General features: G+C 72.1%; 11 protein-coding genes and 1 riboswitch. Of the genes, 6 read left to right on the top strand and 5 right to left on the bottom strand.

The annotated features are described in order from the left end of the window. The first annotated feature begins 106 nt into the window (after positions 1-106). Positions 107-1,297 carry a cytochrome P450 family protein gene (locus V1634_RS32730; protein ID WP_331211490.1) on the top strand — a complete coding sequence of 397 codons (1,191 nt, stop codon included), beginning with the start codon at positions 107-109 and terminating at the stop codon, positions 1,295-1,297. Between the two features lie 36 nt (positions 1,298-1,333). Here V1634_RS32730 and V1634_RS32725 read toward each other — a convergent pair whose 3' ends face one another. The 5 genes from V1634_RS32725 to V1634_RS32705 form a co-directional block, all read right to left on the bottom strand. Continuing rightward, positions 1,334-2,119 (bottom strand): amino acid ABC transporter ATP-binding protein, encoded by a 786-nt coding sequence (locus V1634_RS32725; RefSeq protein ID WP_331211489.1) that lies wholly within the window; start codon positions 2,117-2,119, stop codon positions 1,334-1,336. After that, the gene (locus tag V1634_RS32720; protein ID WP_331211488.1) at positions 2,112-2,906 is read right to left on the bottom strand and encodes an amino acid ABC transporter permease; all 795 of its coding nucleotides are present in this window, start codon (positions 2,904-2,906) and stop codon (positions 2,112-2,114) included. Before V1634_RS32720 ends, V1634_RS32725 begins: the two co-directional genes overlap by 8 nt. A 78-nt stretch (positions 2,907-2,984) precedes the next feature. Then, positions 2,985-3,866, bottom strand: a complete 882-nt coding sequence (locus V1634_RS32715) for an ABC transporter substrate-binding protein (RefSeq protein WP_331211487.1) — start codon at positions 3,864-3,866, stop codon at positions 2,985-2,987. Between the two features lie 259 nt (positions 3,867-4,125). After that, positions 4,126-4,217, bottom strand: a riboswitch (SAM riboswitch). A 106-nt stretch (positions 4,218-4,323) separates the two neighbouring features. Then, positions 4,324-8,388 carry an ATP-dependent RNA helicase HrpA gene (gene hrpA, locus V1634_RS32710; RefSeq protein ID WP_331211486.1) on the bottom strand — a complete coding sequence of 1,355 codons (4,065 nt, stop codon included), beginning with the start codon at positions 8,386-8,388 and terminating at the stop codon, positions 4,324-4,326. A 45-nt stretch (positions 8,389-8,433) separates the two neighbouring features. After that, a complete protein-coding gene (locus V1634_RS32705; protein WP_331211485.1) occupies positions 8,434-9,039 on the bottom strand; it encodes a histidine phosphatase family protein in 606 nt (201 codons plus the stop codon). Between the two features lie 254 nt (positions 9,040-9,293). On the opposite strand from V1634_RS32705, the gene V1634_RS32700 reads away from it, so the two are divergent. The 5 genes from V1634_RS32700 to V1634_RS32680 are packed head-to-tail and all read left to right on the top strand — an operon-like array spanning position 9,294 to position 13,887. Further along, entirely contained in the window at positions 9,294-9,560 is a 267-nt protein-coding gene (locus V1634_RS32700) for an acyl carrier protein (protein ID WP_331211484.1), read from the top strand. Between the two features lie 58 nt (positions 9,561-9,618). Continuing rightward, a complete protein-coding gene (locus V1634_RS32695; protein ID WP_331211483.1) occupies positions 9,619-10,866 on the top strand; it encodes a beta-ketoacyl-[acyl-carrier-protein] synthase family protein in 1,248 nt (415 codons plus the stop codon). Continuing rightward, positions 10,863-12,005 (top strand): beta-ketoacyl synthase N-terminal-like domain-containing protein, encoded by a 1,143-nt coding sequence (locus tag V1634_RS32690; RefSeq protein ID WP_331211482.1) that lies wholly within the window; start codon positions 10,863-10,865, stop codon positions 12,003-12,005. Before V1634_RS32695 ends, V1634_RS32690 begins: the two co-directional genes overlap by 4 nt. Beyond that, the gene (locus V1634_RS32685; protein WP_331211481.1) at positions 12,005-12,976 is read left to right on the top strand and encodes a beta-ketoacyl synthase N-terminal-like domain-containing protein; all 972 of its coding nucleotides are present in this window, start codon (positions 12,005-12,007) and stop codon (positions 12,974-12,976) included. Before V1634_RS32690 ends, V1634_RS32685 begins: the two co-directional genes overlap by 1 nt. After that, positions 12,973-13,887 (top strand): alpha/beta fold hydrolase, encoded by a 915-nt coding sequence (locus tag V1634_RS32680; RefSeq protein ID WP_331211480.1) that lies wholly within the window; start codon positions 12,973-12,975, stop codon positions 13,885-13,887. The genes V1634_RS32685 and V1634_RS32680 overlap by 4 nt, the downstream gene beginning before the upstream one ends. Positions 13,888-13,924: the final 37 nt, after the last annotated feature.

The following is a 13,924-nucleotide window of genomic DNA, read 5'->3' as shown; positions in this document are numbered from 1 at the left end:
GTGCCGGGTCGCCGTGTCACCGCGCCCGGCGTCGACAGTGGCAGCATGGGAGGGAGCCCGGAGCCGCTCCGGCCGCGGGCCGTCCACTCGTCGTCTGGGGAGACGAATGTCGACCATCGCCAATCCGTTCGGGATCGCCGCCGATCTGCACCGGGTCCTCGCCGAGCTGCGCCGGGACAACCCGGTCGTGGAGGTCGAGCTGCCGACCGGCGTCACCGCCTGGGTCGTCACCCGTTACGAGGACGCCCAGCGGGCACTGAGCGACCCGCGGCTGGCCAAGGCCACCTCGGCCGGCGGGTTCAACTACCGGGGGATGATCCCGGACGACGTGGCCCGGGCGGTGGGCCGGCACATGCTGGCGCTGAACCCGCCCGACCACACCCGGCTGCGGCGGCTGGTCTCCGGCGCGTTCACCGCACGCCGGGTCGCCGCACTGCGCCCCCGGATCGAGGAGCTGACCGAGCAGTTGCTGGACGGCATCGCCGACGCCGAACAGGTGGACCTGATCGACCGGTTCGCCTTCCCGCTGCCGATCCAGGTGATCTGCGAGCTGCTCGGGGTACCGGCCGAGGACCAGGCCGACTTCCGGCGCTGGACGGATGCGATCGTGACCGGCCCGATGAACCCGGCCGGGCTGCCGCCCGCGCTGACCGCGATCGTCGGCTACATCCGTACGCTGCTGGCGGCCAAGCGTGAGCAGCCGGCCGACGACCTGCTCTCCGCGCTGATCGCGGTGCACGAGCAGGGTGACCGGCTCACCGACGACGAACTCGTCTCGATGGTCTACCTCTTCCTGATCGCCGGGCACGAGACCACGGTCAACCTGATCGGCAACGGCATGCTGCTGCTGTTGGCCGAACCGGAGCGCTGGGCCCGGGTGGTGGCCGAACCGGCGCTGCTACCCGGGACGATCGACGAGGTACTGCGCTACGAGGGCCCGGTGCAGAACGCCTCGTTCCGGACCGCGATGGAGCCGGTCGAGCTGGGCGGCCGGACCATTCCGCAGGGCGCGTCGGTGCTGGTGGCCCTGCTCTCGGCCAACCGGGACCCGGACCGGTTCCCGGAGCCGGACCGGCTGGACCTGGATCGCCCGCCCACCCCCAACCTCGCCTTCGGGCACGGCATCCACTACTGCCTCGGCGCACCGCTGGCCCGGCTGGAGGGGCAGATCGCCTTCGGCGCCCTGGCCCGCCGGTTTCCCGGGATGCGCCTGGCGGTACCGGCGGAGGAGATCGGCTGGCGGTCCAGCCTGCTGCTCCGGGGCCTGTCGGCGCTCCCGGTCAGGCCGCGCGGCTGACCGGGGAAGGCACACCGAGACGGCACACCGGACCGATCAGAGGACCTGGGAGAGGAACTGCCCGAGCCGGGCACTGCGCGGGTCCTCGAAGATCTGTGCCGGCGGGCCGGCCTCGACCACCCGACCGCGGTCGAGGAAGACGACCTGGTCGGCGACCTGCCGGGCGAAGCCCATCTCGTGGGTGACGACCAGCATCGTCATGCCCTGACCGGCCAGGTCCGCCATCAGCGAGAGCACGCCCTTGACCAGTTCCGGGTCGAGCGCCGAGGTCGCCTCGTCGAAGAGCATCACCCGGGGCGACATCGCCAGTGCCCGGGCGATGGCCACCCGCTGCTGCTGGCCGCCGGAGAGCCGGCCGGGTCGTACGTCCGCCTTGTGCCGGAGCCCGACGAGGTCGAGCTGGCGCAGCGCCAGTTCGGTGGCCTCGTCCTTGGAAAGCTTCCTGAGCTGCCGGAGCGCGAGCGTGACGTTGCGCAGCACCGTCATGTGCGGGAAGAGGTTGAACTGCTGGAAGACCATGCCGATCCGCTGGCGCAGCGCGTCCGGATCCTGGTCGAGCACGCTCACACCGTCCAGCAGTACGTCGCCCTGGTCCGGCTCCAGCAGTCGGTTGACGACCCGGAGCAGGGTGGACTTCCCGGAGCCGGAGGGGCCGATCACACAGGCGGTCTCGCCCCGGCCGACCTCGAGGTCGATGCCGCGCAGCACCTGGTTCCGGCCGAACGCGAGATGTACGTCGCGGGTCGCGACGCTGACCGACTCGTATCCGGGACCTGCCCCGTCCGGTCGGGCCGACACCGTCGGAGTGACAGACTCAGGCATGCTGGGTTCCCCTTCCACCCGTCGGTAGCGCGGTCTCGCCGGCGAGCGCCACCGGATCCTCCTCGTCGGGTTCCGGGCCACCGGCCCGGCCGTCGCGCAGCCGCCGGTCGACCCAGTTGACCAGGTGGGTCAGCGGCACGGTGATGACCAGGTAGAAGAGCCCGGCGAGCAGCAGCGCGGACTCGTTGCCGGTGTTCGCCGCATAGTCCTGGCCGATCCGGAACAGTTCCCGCTGGCTGGCCACCAGGCCGAGGAAGTAGACCAGGCTGGAGTCTTTGATCAGTGCGATGAGCTGGTTGACCCAGGCCGGCAGGACCCGGCGTACGCCCTGCGGGATGATCACCAGGCGCATGGCGGCGCCGTGCGACAGTCCCAGCGCCCGGGTCGCCTCCAGCTGGCTGGCCTCCACGCTCTGGATGCCGGACCGGAAGATCTCCCCGATGTACGCCGCCGCGATCAGCGACAGCGCCAGGATGCCCAGCGGATAGGGGTTGGGGCCCCACCAGGCGAGCCCGAGCGGTGCCAGCCCGACCCCGATCAGCAGGATGGTGACGGCGGCCGGCAGTCCCCGGAACACGTCGGTGTAGATCCGCGCCGGCCAGCGCAGCCACCGGGTCCGGGCCAGCCCGGCCATCGCCAGCAGCATGCCGAGCAGCGTCCCCACGATGGCGGAGAGCAGCGCCAGCAGCAGCGTGTTGGGCAGCCCGACCGTGAGCATCTCGGGCAGTGCCTCGCGCATCGACTCCCAGTCGAAGAACGTCTCCCACAGCGTCGCCAGGGTCTCCATCGCCTCGCCTGTCTCGGATCCGGAGTCGCCGGCCGGCCGGGGGCGGCCGGCCGGCGACTGTCTGGTGTGCGGGCCGGGTCAGCTCGCCGGGGTGGCGGCCGGGCTCGTCGGACCGGCCTTGACCGGCGGGTACGTCACCGTGCCGCTGCCCGGCTTGAAGCTTTCCGGCACCGGCCGCCCGGGATAGTACTGCTCCTGGAGGCGGGTCCAGGTGCCGTCCTCGATCACCTGGTCGAGTGCGGAGTTCAGCGCCTCGCGCAGCGGGTCGGCGCCCTTGGCCACCGCGAACGCGGTCGGCGCCGAGCTGAGCTGCTTCTCGACCAGCACGATCTTGCCGCCACTCTCCTGTGCGGACTTCTCGCCGATCTCGGCGGGTGCGATCCAGGCGTCGGCGGTCTTCGACTTGAGCTGGTTGATCGCGCCGTTGTAGTCGGGTACCCGGACCGGGTCGAGACCCTCCTTGGTGGCGTAGTCGTCCTGCACGGTGCCCTGCACCACGACCACCCGCTTGCCCTTCAGCTCGGCGAAGCTCCTGATCGGCGAGCCGGCCGGCACGTCGAGTCCGAAGTAGCCGAAGTCGTACCCGTTGCTGAAGTCGACGGTCTTGCGCCGCGCCTCGGTGATGGTGATCGACGACGAGCCGGCGTCGAACTTGTGGTTGTTGACCTGGGCGAGCAGCGCGGAGAACTCGGTGCCGACGAACTCCACCCTGAGCCCGAGCTTGCCCGCGACGGCGGTCATCAGATCGTTGTCGAAGCCGGTGAACCTGCCGTCCTTCAGGAAGACGTTCGGCGGTGCGTCGGTCAGGGTGCCGACCCGCAGGGTCCCGGGTTGCAGCAGGTCGTAGGGGTTGTCGGCGGTGTCGCCCGACGACGAGCCGCCGCAGGCGGCGACCGCACCGAGCAGCGCGACGGCGGCGACCCCGGAGAGGAGGCGGGTGGCGAGTGAGTTGATGCGCATTGTGCTGAAACTCCATGAAATATCCGGCGACGGTGTGCCGAAGGACCACCCGACCGGTCAGGTCATGGGCAGTGCGGGACGGCGTCGCTCAGGGGGTGCTGACGAGATGGTCGGAATGCCGCCGACCGGCGGTCGCGGTCAGGCCGAGGCCCGACAGAGCATGGTGCTGGTCCGGCAGAGGTCGACGTGTCGACGCCACCGGTGCCAGACGACGTGCAGCCGGCTCGCCCGCCCGGCTCGGATGCTGCGCACTACGGAACCTCCATCGATCCTGGCGGTAGCACCCGCACCCACGGTGGGGGGTTGCTGCGACGTCGACGAGCCAGGTCTCTCGGTCGCTCTGGATGGCCGGAGCACAGCCTACTCAACCAGGTCCCCGACATTCCAACTGGTCAGGGCCGGGATGGCTGTGTCGCTCGCCACCCACCCCGCCGCGCCGCCCGGCCGGTGCGGGGGCTCAGCCCGCCTCGGCGACGTCCATCGCCCGGTAGATCCGCTGTTCCGAGATCGGGTACGGCGTACCGAGCGCCTGGGCGAAGACGTTCACCCGGAGTTCCTCGATCATCCAGCGGATCTGCCGTACCGCGTCGGCACCCCGGCGCGCCGGCGGCAGCGCGTCGACCATCTCCCGGTACTCCTGCTGCACCTGGGCGATCCGGGCCTGCTGGTCGCGGTCCCGCTGCGGGTTCTGCGGCAGCCGGTCGAGGCGGCGCTCGATCGCGGTCAGATAGCGGGGAAGGTCGGCGAGGCGGGCGTAACCGGTCTCGGTGACGAAGCCGCGGTGCACCAGCCCGGAGAGCTGGGCCCGGATGTCGGCCAGCGCCGCCACCATGGTCAGGTTGTTGGTCCGGGCCAGCCGCTGCTCGACCGCGTAGGCGGCGGCGAGCACCCGGCGTACCCGGTCGACGACCTCGACGGTGGTGTCGACCAGATCCGCCCGGACCCGGTCGCGCAGCGCGGCGAAACCCTCGGCGTCCCAGGCCGGCCCGCCGGCATCGGCGATCAGCTTGTCCACCGCCGCGTCGGCGGCGTCGTCGAGCAGCTCCTGCACGTTGCGGTGCGGGTTGCGGCTCAGCGCCAGCTTCGCCTCGTTGGAGAGGCGGCCGGAGACGAACTTCTGCGGCGAGCCGAGGGTCAGCCGGAGCAGCCGCCGGGTGCCGGCCCACATCTGGCGGCCCTGCTCGGCCTCGGTCTCGAAGACCCGTACCCCGACCGTGTCGCCCTCGTCGACCAGGGCCGGATAGGCGGTCACCAGGTAGCCGGCCCGGTCCTGCTCGATCGAGCGCGGCAGCGTGCCGATGCTCCACTCCCGCAGCCCCGACCGTTCGACGTCCGGGGCGGCGGCGGCCACCATCCGGCGTACCTGGGTGGTGAGCTGCCGTTGCAGCGCCGGCAGGTCCTTGCCCTCGGCGACGGTCTGCCGCTCCTCGCCGACCACCCGGAAGGTGGGGCGCAGGTGCGCCGGCAGCCGCTCGACGTCCCAGGCGTCCCGGGGCACGGTCACCCCGGTCATCCGGCGCAGTTCCCGGGTCAGCGCGTCGAGCAGCGGCTCCCGGCCGGGCGTGATGGAGGCCAGCACCGCCCGGGCGTAGTCCGGCACCGGGACGAAGTTGCGGCGTACGGCCTTCGGCAGCGACCGGATCAGCGCCACCACGAGTTCCTCGCGCAGCCCGGGTACCTGCCAGTCGAAGCTCTCCGCGTCGACCTGGTTGAGCATCGGCAGCGGGATGTCCACCGTCACCCCGTCGGTCTCCGTCCCCGGCTCGAACCGGTACGTCAGCGGCAGCGCCACCCCGTCGGAGTGCCACTCGTCGGGGTAGTCGGCCGCGTCGAGGGCGCCCCGTCCCTCGTTGATTAGCATCTGCCGGTCGAAGGTGAGCAGGTCGGGCCGGTCCCGGCGGGTCTTCTTCCACCAGGCGTCGAAGTGCCGGCCGGAGACCACCTCGGCGGGGATCCGCTGGTCGTAGAAGGCGTACAGCGTCTCGTCGTCGACCAGGATGTCCCGGCGCCGGGCCCGGTGCTCCAACTCCTCGACCTCGTCGAGCAGGGCGCGGTTGTCGTGGAAGAACCGGTGGTGGGTCTGCCAGTCGCCCTCCACCAGTGCGTGCCGGATGAACAGCTCCCGGCTCAGCACCGGGTCGATCCGGCCGAAGTTGACCTTCCGGCCGCTGACCAGCGGGATGCCGTAGAGGGTGACCTTCTCGAAGGCCACCACCGCGGCCTGCTTCTTCTCCCAGTGCGGCTCGCTGTAGCTCCGCTTCACCAGGTGCTGGGCCAGCGCCTCGACCCACTCCGGCTCGATCCGGGCGGCGACCCGGCCCCAGAGCCGGGACGTCTCGACCAGCTCGGCGGCCATCACCCAGCGCGGCGGCTTGCGGAACAGCGCCGAGCCCGGGAAGAGGGCGAACTTGGCCCCCCGGGCGCCCAGGTACTCGTTCTTCTGCGTCTCCTTCAGCCCGACGTGCGAGAGCAGTCCGGCGAGCAGCGACTGGTGGATCCGGTCGGTGTCGACGTCCTCCGGGGTCGCGTCGCCGGCCGGTGCCGTCGGCGTACCCGTGGCGGGGCCGTCGGTCGCGGAGTCGCCGCCGCCCCGGCCCCGGCCCGGCCGGCCGTCGGGCGCCGCGCCGCCGGTGGTCCGCAGCACCTGGCGGAGCTGCGAGTGGATGTCCTGCCACTCCCGGACCCGCAGGTAGTTGAGGTATTCGGCCTTGCACATCCGGCGGAAACCGCTGGACGAGAGCGCCCGCTGCTGCTCCTGGAGATAGCGCCAGAGGTTCAGCAGGGCGGCGAAGTCCGACTCCTTGTCGGTGAACCGGGCGTGTGCCTGGTCAGCCTGGGCCTGCCTGTCGGCGGGCCGCTCCCGGGGGTCCTGGATGGAGAGGGCGGCGGCGATCACCGACACCTCGGTGGCGCAGCCGTTGCGCTCGCCCTCCAGCACCATCCGGGCCAGCCGGGGGTCGACCGGAAGCTGCGCCAGCCGGCGGCCCAGCGGGGTCAGCCGGTGCCCGGCCTCCTCGCCGGTCTCCTCCAGTGCGCCCAGCTCGCGCAGCAGGTTGACCCCGTCGGCGATGTTGCGCTTGTCCGGCGGGTCGATGAACGGGAACGCGGCGATGTCGCCCAACCCGATCGCGGTCATCTGGAGGATGACCGAGGCGAGGTTGGTGCGCAGGATCTCCGGGTCGGTGAACTCGGGCCGGGACAGGAAGTCCGGCTCGTCGTAGAGCCGGATGCAGATGCCGTCAGAGGTACGTCCGCAGCGCCCCTTGCGCTGGTTCGCCGACGCCTGGGAGACCGGCTCGATCGGCAGCCGCTGCACCTTGAGACGATGGCTGTAGCGGGAGATCCTGGCCGTGCCGGGATCCACCACGTACTTGATGCCGGGCACCGTGAGCGAGGTCTCGGCGACGTTGGTGGCCAGTACGACCCGGCGGCCCCGGTGCGGCTGGAAGACCCGGTGCTGCTCGGCGGTGGAGAGTCGGGCGTACAGCGGCAGGATCTCGGTGTCCCGCAGGGCCGGGCGATTCTGCACGAGTCTGCCCAGCGCGTCGGCGGTGTCCCGGATCTCCCGTTCTCCGCTGAGGAAGACCAGGATGTCCCCGGGCCCCTCGGCGGCCAGCTCCTGCACCGCGTCGCCGATCGCCTGGATCTGGTCCCGTACGGTCTCCCCGTCGTCGTCCGGGTCCTCGCCCTCGGCCAGCTCGACCAGCGGCCGGTAGCGGGTTTCCACCGGATAGGTCCGGCCGGAGACCTCCAGCACCGGCGCCGGCTCGTCGCCTGCGGCGAAGTGCCGGGCGAACCGTTCCGGGTCGATGGTCGCCGAGGTGATGATCACCTTGAGGTCGGGCCGCCGGGGGAGGAGCTGCCGGAGGTAGCCGAGGATGAAGTCGATGTTGAGGCTGCGCTCGTGCGCCTCGTCGATGATCAGCGTGTCGTACTGCCGCAGCATCCGGTCCTGCTGGAGCTCGGCGAGCAGGATGCCGTCGGTCATCAGCTTGACCAGGGTGCCGTCGCCGACCTGGTCGGTGAAGCGGACCTTGTAGCCCACCACCCCGCCCAGTTCGGTGCCGAGTTCGTCGGCGATCCGGTCCGCCACGGTACGGGCGGCGAGCCGGCGCGGCTGGGTGTGCCCGATCAGCCCCCGGACCCCCCGACCCAGCTCCAGACAGATCTTCGGCAACTGGGTCGTCTTGCCGGAGCCGGTCTCGCCGGCCACGATCACCACCTGGTGGTCCCGGATCGCGGCGAGCAGGTCGTCCCTGCGCTCGCTGACCGGCAGCCCGGCCGGATAGGTGATCACCGGTACGGCGGCCCGGCGGCGGGCGAGCCGCTCCTCCGCGGTACCGATCTCGGCGGCGATCTCGGCGGTGGCCGCCTGCCGCCGCCCGAGATCACGGATCTTGGCGAGCCCGTCCAGCCGGCGCTGGATCCGGCGCTGGTCGCGGAACATCAACTCCGGCAGCCGGCGCCGGAGCGCGGGAAGGTCGGCGGCGGGTACGGCAGGGGCGGGCGGTGGCGTCTGCATGTCGTCGCCAAGAATAGGCAGGCCCCGGCGGTGACCGCCCGCGAGTTACCGACCTTCCGGCGCCGGCTGCCCGGGTTGCCGTCGGGCCGGTGCCGGACGGTCCGTGCCCCAGCCCGACGGCAGCCGGTACGTCCACCCCGGGCGCCAGTCGAACGGCGCCGCCACCAGCTCGGCCAGCGGTACCCCGTGCAGCAGGTGGTCCAGCGCCCACCGGTTCGCCGAGTGCGCCACGATCAACACCCGGGACCCGTCCCAGGCGCTGGCCAGGTCCCGGAGGAAGTCGCGGGTCTGCTCCACCACCTGCCGGTAGCTCTGCCCGCCCGGAAAGGGCTCGTCCAGATATCCGACACGCAGCGGGGCCAGCTCGGCCACCGGCCGGCCGGTCAGGTCACCGTAGTCGCACTCGCGTAGCCGGGTGTCCCGGTGCACCGGCAACTCCCGCTGCGGAAACGCGATCTCGACGGTCTGCACCGCCCGAGCCAGGTCGGAGCAGAAGACGACCCGCAGCCCGTCGTCGCGGCGCCGCTCACCCAGCTCGCGGGCCTCCCGCCGGCCGGGCCCGGAGAGTTGGCCGGGCTGCCAGCCGGTGGCCAGCCCGGCCTCATTGTCAGTGGTCGTCGCGTGCGTCTCGTAGACGATGTCGACCGCCATGTCCCCACCCTGCCATCCGTGCGGGCGGCGATCGCTTCAGTCGTTACCGGAGTCCGGCGCCGGATATGGCGGACCGCCCGTCGCCATATAGGAGAAATATAGTCGCGGCTCACAGACTCGGGACAGTACCGCGATCCGATGGTGCCGCCAGACGGCCGAGGCGGCAAACGGTATCGGGCGATGAGGCGCACGGCGCCGCCAGCCAAGGTCAGTCATCGAGATATTCACTCAACCGATCCGTTTCTGGAGGCGACATGAGCAGCACGACCCCGACCACCAGCACCGACATCGACCGCGAGCAGGTCAAGGAGATCGTCTGCGAGATTCTCGAAATCGACGCCGACGAGGTCACCGAGACCAGTCTGTTCAAAGAGGACCACGGTGCGGACTCGCTGCTCGCGATCGAAATTCTCGCCGCGCTGGAGCGGAATCTGCACGTCACGATCGACCAGGCGGAACTGAGCCGAATGGTGAATCTGCAGGGCGTTTACGCCGTCGTCGGCGAGGCGTCGAACGTCTGAGCGCGTCGCGCGGACGGCGGAGTCGGGTCGGAGGACTACAGGTGAGTGAGGCGCGATGATGAGCGTTCTGCCAGGCGATGCTCGATCGCCCCGCCGGGTGGTCGTCACCGGGCTCGGCGTGGTGACCAGCATCGGAATCGGGGTCGAGGAGTTTCTCGCCGGGCTGCGGGCCGGTCGGAGCGGGGTCAAGCCGATCACCGCGTTCGACACGACCGGGTTCGCGTACGCCAACGGGTGCGAGATCACCAACTTCGACCCGGCCCGCTGGCTGCACAACGTCGACCCGGCACAGCTCGGCCGGGCGAGCCAGCTCTCGGCCGCCGCCGCCGGCATGGCGGTCGCGGACGCGGGCATGTCTCTCGAAGAGCTGCGGTCCCGCCGCGCGCTGGTGTCGGTGGGGACCACGGACGGCGAATCGCACGACCTCGACCAACTGGTCGGGGTCCAGGTCGACCGGGGGGCGGAGCACTTCGACCCGGTCGTGGCGCGTCGGGTTCCCGCCGGCCGCCTCTCGTCGAGCATCGTCGCCGAACTCGGGCTGACCGACGTCGAGGCGGTGACGATCCCGACCGCCTGCGCGGCCGGCAACTACGCGGTCGGGTACGGCCTGGACGCGATCCGCAGCGGCGACGTGGACGTCGCCCTCTGCGGCGGTGCCGACGCGCTGTGCCGGAAGACCTTCACCGGCTTCTACCGGCTCGGCACCATCGCCCCGGAGGCGTGCCAGCCGTTCGACCGCAACCGCAAGGGCATCCTCACCGGCGAGGGCGCCGGCATCCTGCTGATGGAGAGCCTCGACTCGGCCCGGGCCCGGGGTGCCCGGATCTACGCGGAGGTGCTCGGCTACGGGCTCAACTGCGACGCGTACCACCCGGTCGCGCCGGACCAGAACAGCATCGCCCGCTGCATCGAGCTGGCCCACCGCAACGCCGGAGTGAAGCCGGAGGACATCGACTTCATCTCCGCGCACGGCACCGGGACCAAGGCGAACGACGTCACCGAGGCCGGTGCCATCCGGCAGGTCTTCGGGCAGGGGGCACCGCGCACGGTCTCGATCAAGGGGATGATCGGGCACACCATGGGGGCGGCGAGCGCCCTGGCCTCGGCCGCCTGCGCGCTGGCCATCACCCACAGGTTCATCCCGCCGACCATCAACCACGTCGAGACCGACCCCGAGTGCGGGCTCGACTGCGTACCGAACGTGGCCCAGGACGCCGAGCTGCGGGTGGTGCAGAACAACGCGCTCGCCTTCGGCGGCAACAACGCGGTGCTGATCCTCGGCAGGTACGACGAGGTGACGGCATGACCGCGCTGGTGGTCGGAATGGGTGCGGTGGCCAGCATCGGCGGCAGCACCGTCGAGTTCTTCGACTCGCTCTGCGCCGGCTACAGCGGGCTGGCCGAACTGCGCGGCTTCGACCGCAGCCGGTACCGGGCGCAGCACGCGTACGAGATCGACGACCGGCCGGGTCCCGGCTGCGACGAGACCCTGCGGGCCAGCCGGTGGCTGGAGCAGGCGGTCGCCGCCGCGCTGGCCGACGCCGGCCTCGACGACGACCTCGGCGACACCCCGGTGCTGGTCGGCACCACCCTGCGGGAGCTGCGCTCCGTCGAGCTGAGCTGGCGCGACGGCGTGCCGTTCGACGCCCGCGACCTGCACTTCGGCAGCGCGTTGCGGAAGCGGTTCGGTGCCACCAACACGCACACCGTGGCGAACGCCTGCTCGGCCTCGCTCTACGCGCTCGGGCTCGGCATGGACCTGCTGGACCTCGGTGTCGCCGACACCGTCGTGGTGGCCGGGGTCGACACCATCACCGAGAGCACCTACGGGCTGCTGGACCGCTGCTACCCGGAGGCGCCCGCGCAGGTGCGGCCCTTCGACCGGGACCGCCGGGGCATGCTCCAGGGCGAGGGCGCGGTCGCCGTGGTACTGCGCCGGGAGGCGGACGGCCCCGACGCCGGGCACCGGCACGCCCGGGTCCGGGGGGTGGCGGTGAACTGCGACGCCTACCACCCGTCGGCGCCGGACGCCAAGAGCATCGCGCTGGTCACCCGGGAGGCGCACCGGCGGGCCGGGGTGGAGCCGGCCGACGTCGACCTGCTGATGCTGCACGGCACCGGGACGGCGCTGAACGACGAGGCCGAGGCGCAGGCCGTCCGGGAGGTCTTCTCCGGGGTGGCGCCCTCGCCGTACATGACCGCGATCAAGTCGATGACCGGGCACACCGCCGGCGCCTCCGGGCTGCACAGCCTGGTGGTGGCGGTCGAGGCGCTGCGCTCCGGCGTGGTGCCGCCGATCCTCGGCCTGGACAACCCGATCGACGAGGTCGACGGCTTCCGACTGGTACGCGAGCACGCCGAGCTGGCCACCCTGCGGGTCGCCCAGGTGGACTCGTTCGGCTTCGGCGGACTGAACGCCGTCGCGATCGTGGAGAAGGTGTCCTGATGGCTCCGGTCGACGTGGTGGTCAGCGGGGTGGGGGTGGCGGTCTCCGGTATCGCCGGCCCCGACGACCTGCTCCGGCGTACCCCGGCGGGCGCCGACGGAGACGACCCGACCCGCCGCCTGCCCCGCAAGGGTCTGCGCTACAAGGACCGGGCCACCCGGCTCGCCCTCTGCGCCGGCCGGGACGCGCTCGCCGACGCCGGGCTGCTCGGCGACCCGGGCCTGACCGTCCCCGGCGAGACCGTCGGCGTGGTGGTCAGCTCGAACTACGGCAACGTCGACACGGTCTGCGACACGGTGTCGACGATCGCCGAGGAGACCTACGTCGGGCTGAGCCCGATGAACCTGCCGGCGACGGCGAGCAACGTGATCGCGTCCTGGCTGGCGATCTGGTTCCGGCTGCGCGGCGCCAACCTGACCATGTGCAACGGGGCGACCTCCGGGCTGGACGCGGTCAACTGGGGCCGGCTGCTGGTGTTGGCCGGCCGGGTGGACCGGGTGCTGGTGGTCGGGGTCGAACCGGCGAACGCGCCCGTCCGGCACCTGGTCAGCGGCGGCCGGAGCAAGGGCGACGACGACCTGCGGCTCTTCGACGGTGCCGCGGCGCTGGTGCTGGAGTCGGCGACGGCGGTCCGGGACCGGGGCGTCGAGGCGCTCGCCGAACTCGGCCCGTACGCCCGCAAGGCGGACCAGCCGGCGGCGGTGGACGCGATCCGGCGTACCGACCCGCGTCCGGTGGACATGTGGTTCGGTGCCGGTGCGGGTGGACCGGCCGGGATGACCGAGCAGACCCGCCACGACCTGACCGAGTACCACGGGCACTGCTCGGGGGCGCTCGGCGTGCTCCAGTGCGTCGCCGGTACCGCCTGGCTGAACGGGCACGACCGGGGTGCCGTACTCGCCACCGCCGACGCCGACGGCTCGGACGCGGCGGCCGCGCTGCTGCTCACCGTCGGCGGAGACCGGCGATGAGCACCTCCGCGCCGCCGAGACCGGACCGCGCCGTACCGCACGGGGCCGGGGTACCGGTCCGGTGCCGGCGACCCGGCGCCGGTACCCGGCCGGTGCGTACCCTGCTGCTGCACGGACTCGGCAGCAGCCGGGCCGTCTGGGACCGCTTCGAGTCGCGGGCGCCGGCGTGGCTGGAGCTGTGGGACGCCGAGCTGCCCTGGGCAAGCGCCGGTGACACCGGCTGGAGCCACCGGGCCGACGTCACCGGCGCGGCGGCGCAGGCGTTGGCCGGGGTGCCCGGCGGCGCCGACCTGGTGGTCGCGCACTCGTTCGCCGCGAACACCCTGCTGGAGCTGCTCGGCCGGGCCCGCACCGGGACGGAGCCGGAGGCTGTCCGGCCGGCGATGGCCCCGGCGGCCACGGTCCCGGTGCCGCTGCCCCGGGCGGTGGTGCTGGTCTCGCCGTTCTACCGGCCGGCCACCGACGACTTCGACTGGGCGGCGATCGACTTCTACCTGAACCACTTCCACCGGATTCTCGAGGAGGGGATCCGGGTCAGTGCCCCGGCCGGGCTGCCCGCCGAGGTACGCGTCGCGATGGGCGAGCGGGTCCGGGAGCGGATCGGCCCGTACGGCTGGATGCGTTTCTTCGACGCCTACCTGCGTACCCCGTTCCTGCCCGTCGCCGACCTGGCGCTGCCGCTGCTGGTGATCTCCGGCGACGGTGACTTCGCCGCCCGGCCCGGCGACGGGCGGGCGCTGGCCGACGCCGCACCCGCCGGCCGGTACGCCCTGCTCGCCGACTGCGGCCACTTCGCGATGGCCGAGCATCCCGACCGGTTCGCCGCCCTGGTGGCGGACTTCGCCCATCCGCTGTCGCCCCCCGACACAACCCCGGAACCGATCCTCGACACACACCTGGAGCGCACGTGAACTCGACGACCCTGGCACCCCGTCCCGTCTCCGAACC

Origin of the sequence: Plantactinospora veratri (assembly GCF_036421995.1) — a bacterium.
Taxonomy (GTDB): domain Bacteria; phylum Actinomycetota; class Actinomycetes; order Mycobacteriales; family Micromonosporaceae; genus Plantactinospora; species Plantactinospora veratri.
Note: the sequence above shows the minus strand (reverse complement) of the source record. Positions and strands in the feature narration are given on the sequence as shown.

Bases quoted from the DNA above. Each gene is read 5' to 3' on its own strand.
- hrpA (WP_331211486.1), bottom strand. From the start codon at position 8,388: ATGCAGACGCCACCGCCCGCCCCTGCCGTACCCGCCGCCGACCTTCCC.
- V1634_RS32730 (WP_331211490.1), top strand. From the start codon at position 107: ATGTCGACCATCGCCAATCCGTTCGGGATCGCCGCCGATCTGCACCGG.
- V1634_RS32690 (WP_331211482.1), top strand. From the start codon at position 10,863: ATGACCGCGCTGGTGGTCGGAATGGGTGCGGTGGCCAGCATCGGCGGC.
- V1634_RS32700 (WP_331211484.1), top strand. From the start codon at position 9,294: ATGAGCAGCACGACCCCGACCACCAGCACCGACATCGACCGCGAGCAG.
- V1634_RS32695 (WP_331211483.1), top strand. From the start codon at position 9,619: ATGAGCGTTCTGCCAGGCGATGCTCGATCGCCCCGCCGGGTGGTCGTC.
- V1634_RS32715 (WP_331211487.1), bottom strand. From the start codon at position 3,866: ATGCGCATCAACTCACTCGCCACCCGCCTCCTCTCCGGGGTCGCCGCC.
- V1634_RS32720 (WP_331211488.1), bottom strand. From the start codon at position 2,906: ATGGAGACCCTGGCGACGCTGTGGGAGACGTTCTTCGACTGGGAGTCG.
- V1634_RS32705 (WP_331211485.1), bottom strand. From the start codon at position 9,039: ATGGCGGTCGACATCGTCTACGAGACGCACGCGACGACCACTGACAAT.
- V1634_RS32725 (WP_331211489.1), bottom strand. From the start codon at position 2,119: ATGCCTGAGTCTGTCACTCCGACGGTGTCGGCCCGACCGGACGGGGCA.
- V1634_RS32680 (WP_331211480.1), top strand. From the start codon at position 12,973: ATGAGCACCTCCGCGCCGCCGAGACCGGACCGCGCCGTACCGCACGGG.
- V1634_RS32685 (WP_331211481.1), top strand. From the start codon at position 12,005: ATGGCTCCGGTCGACGTGGTGGTCAGCGGGGTGGGGGTGGCGGTCTCC.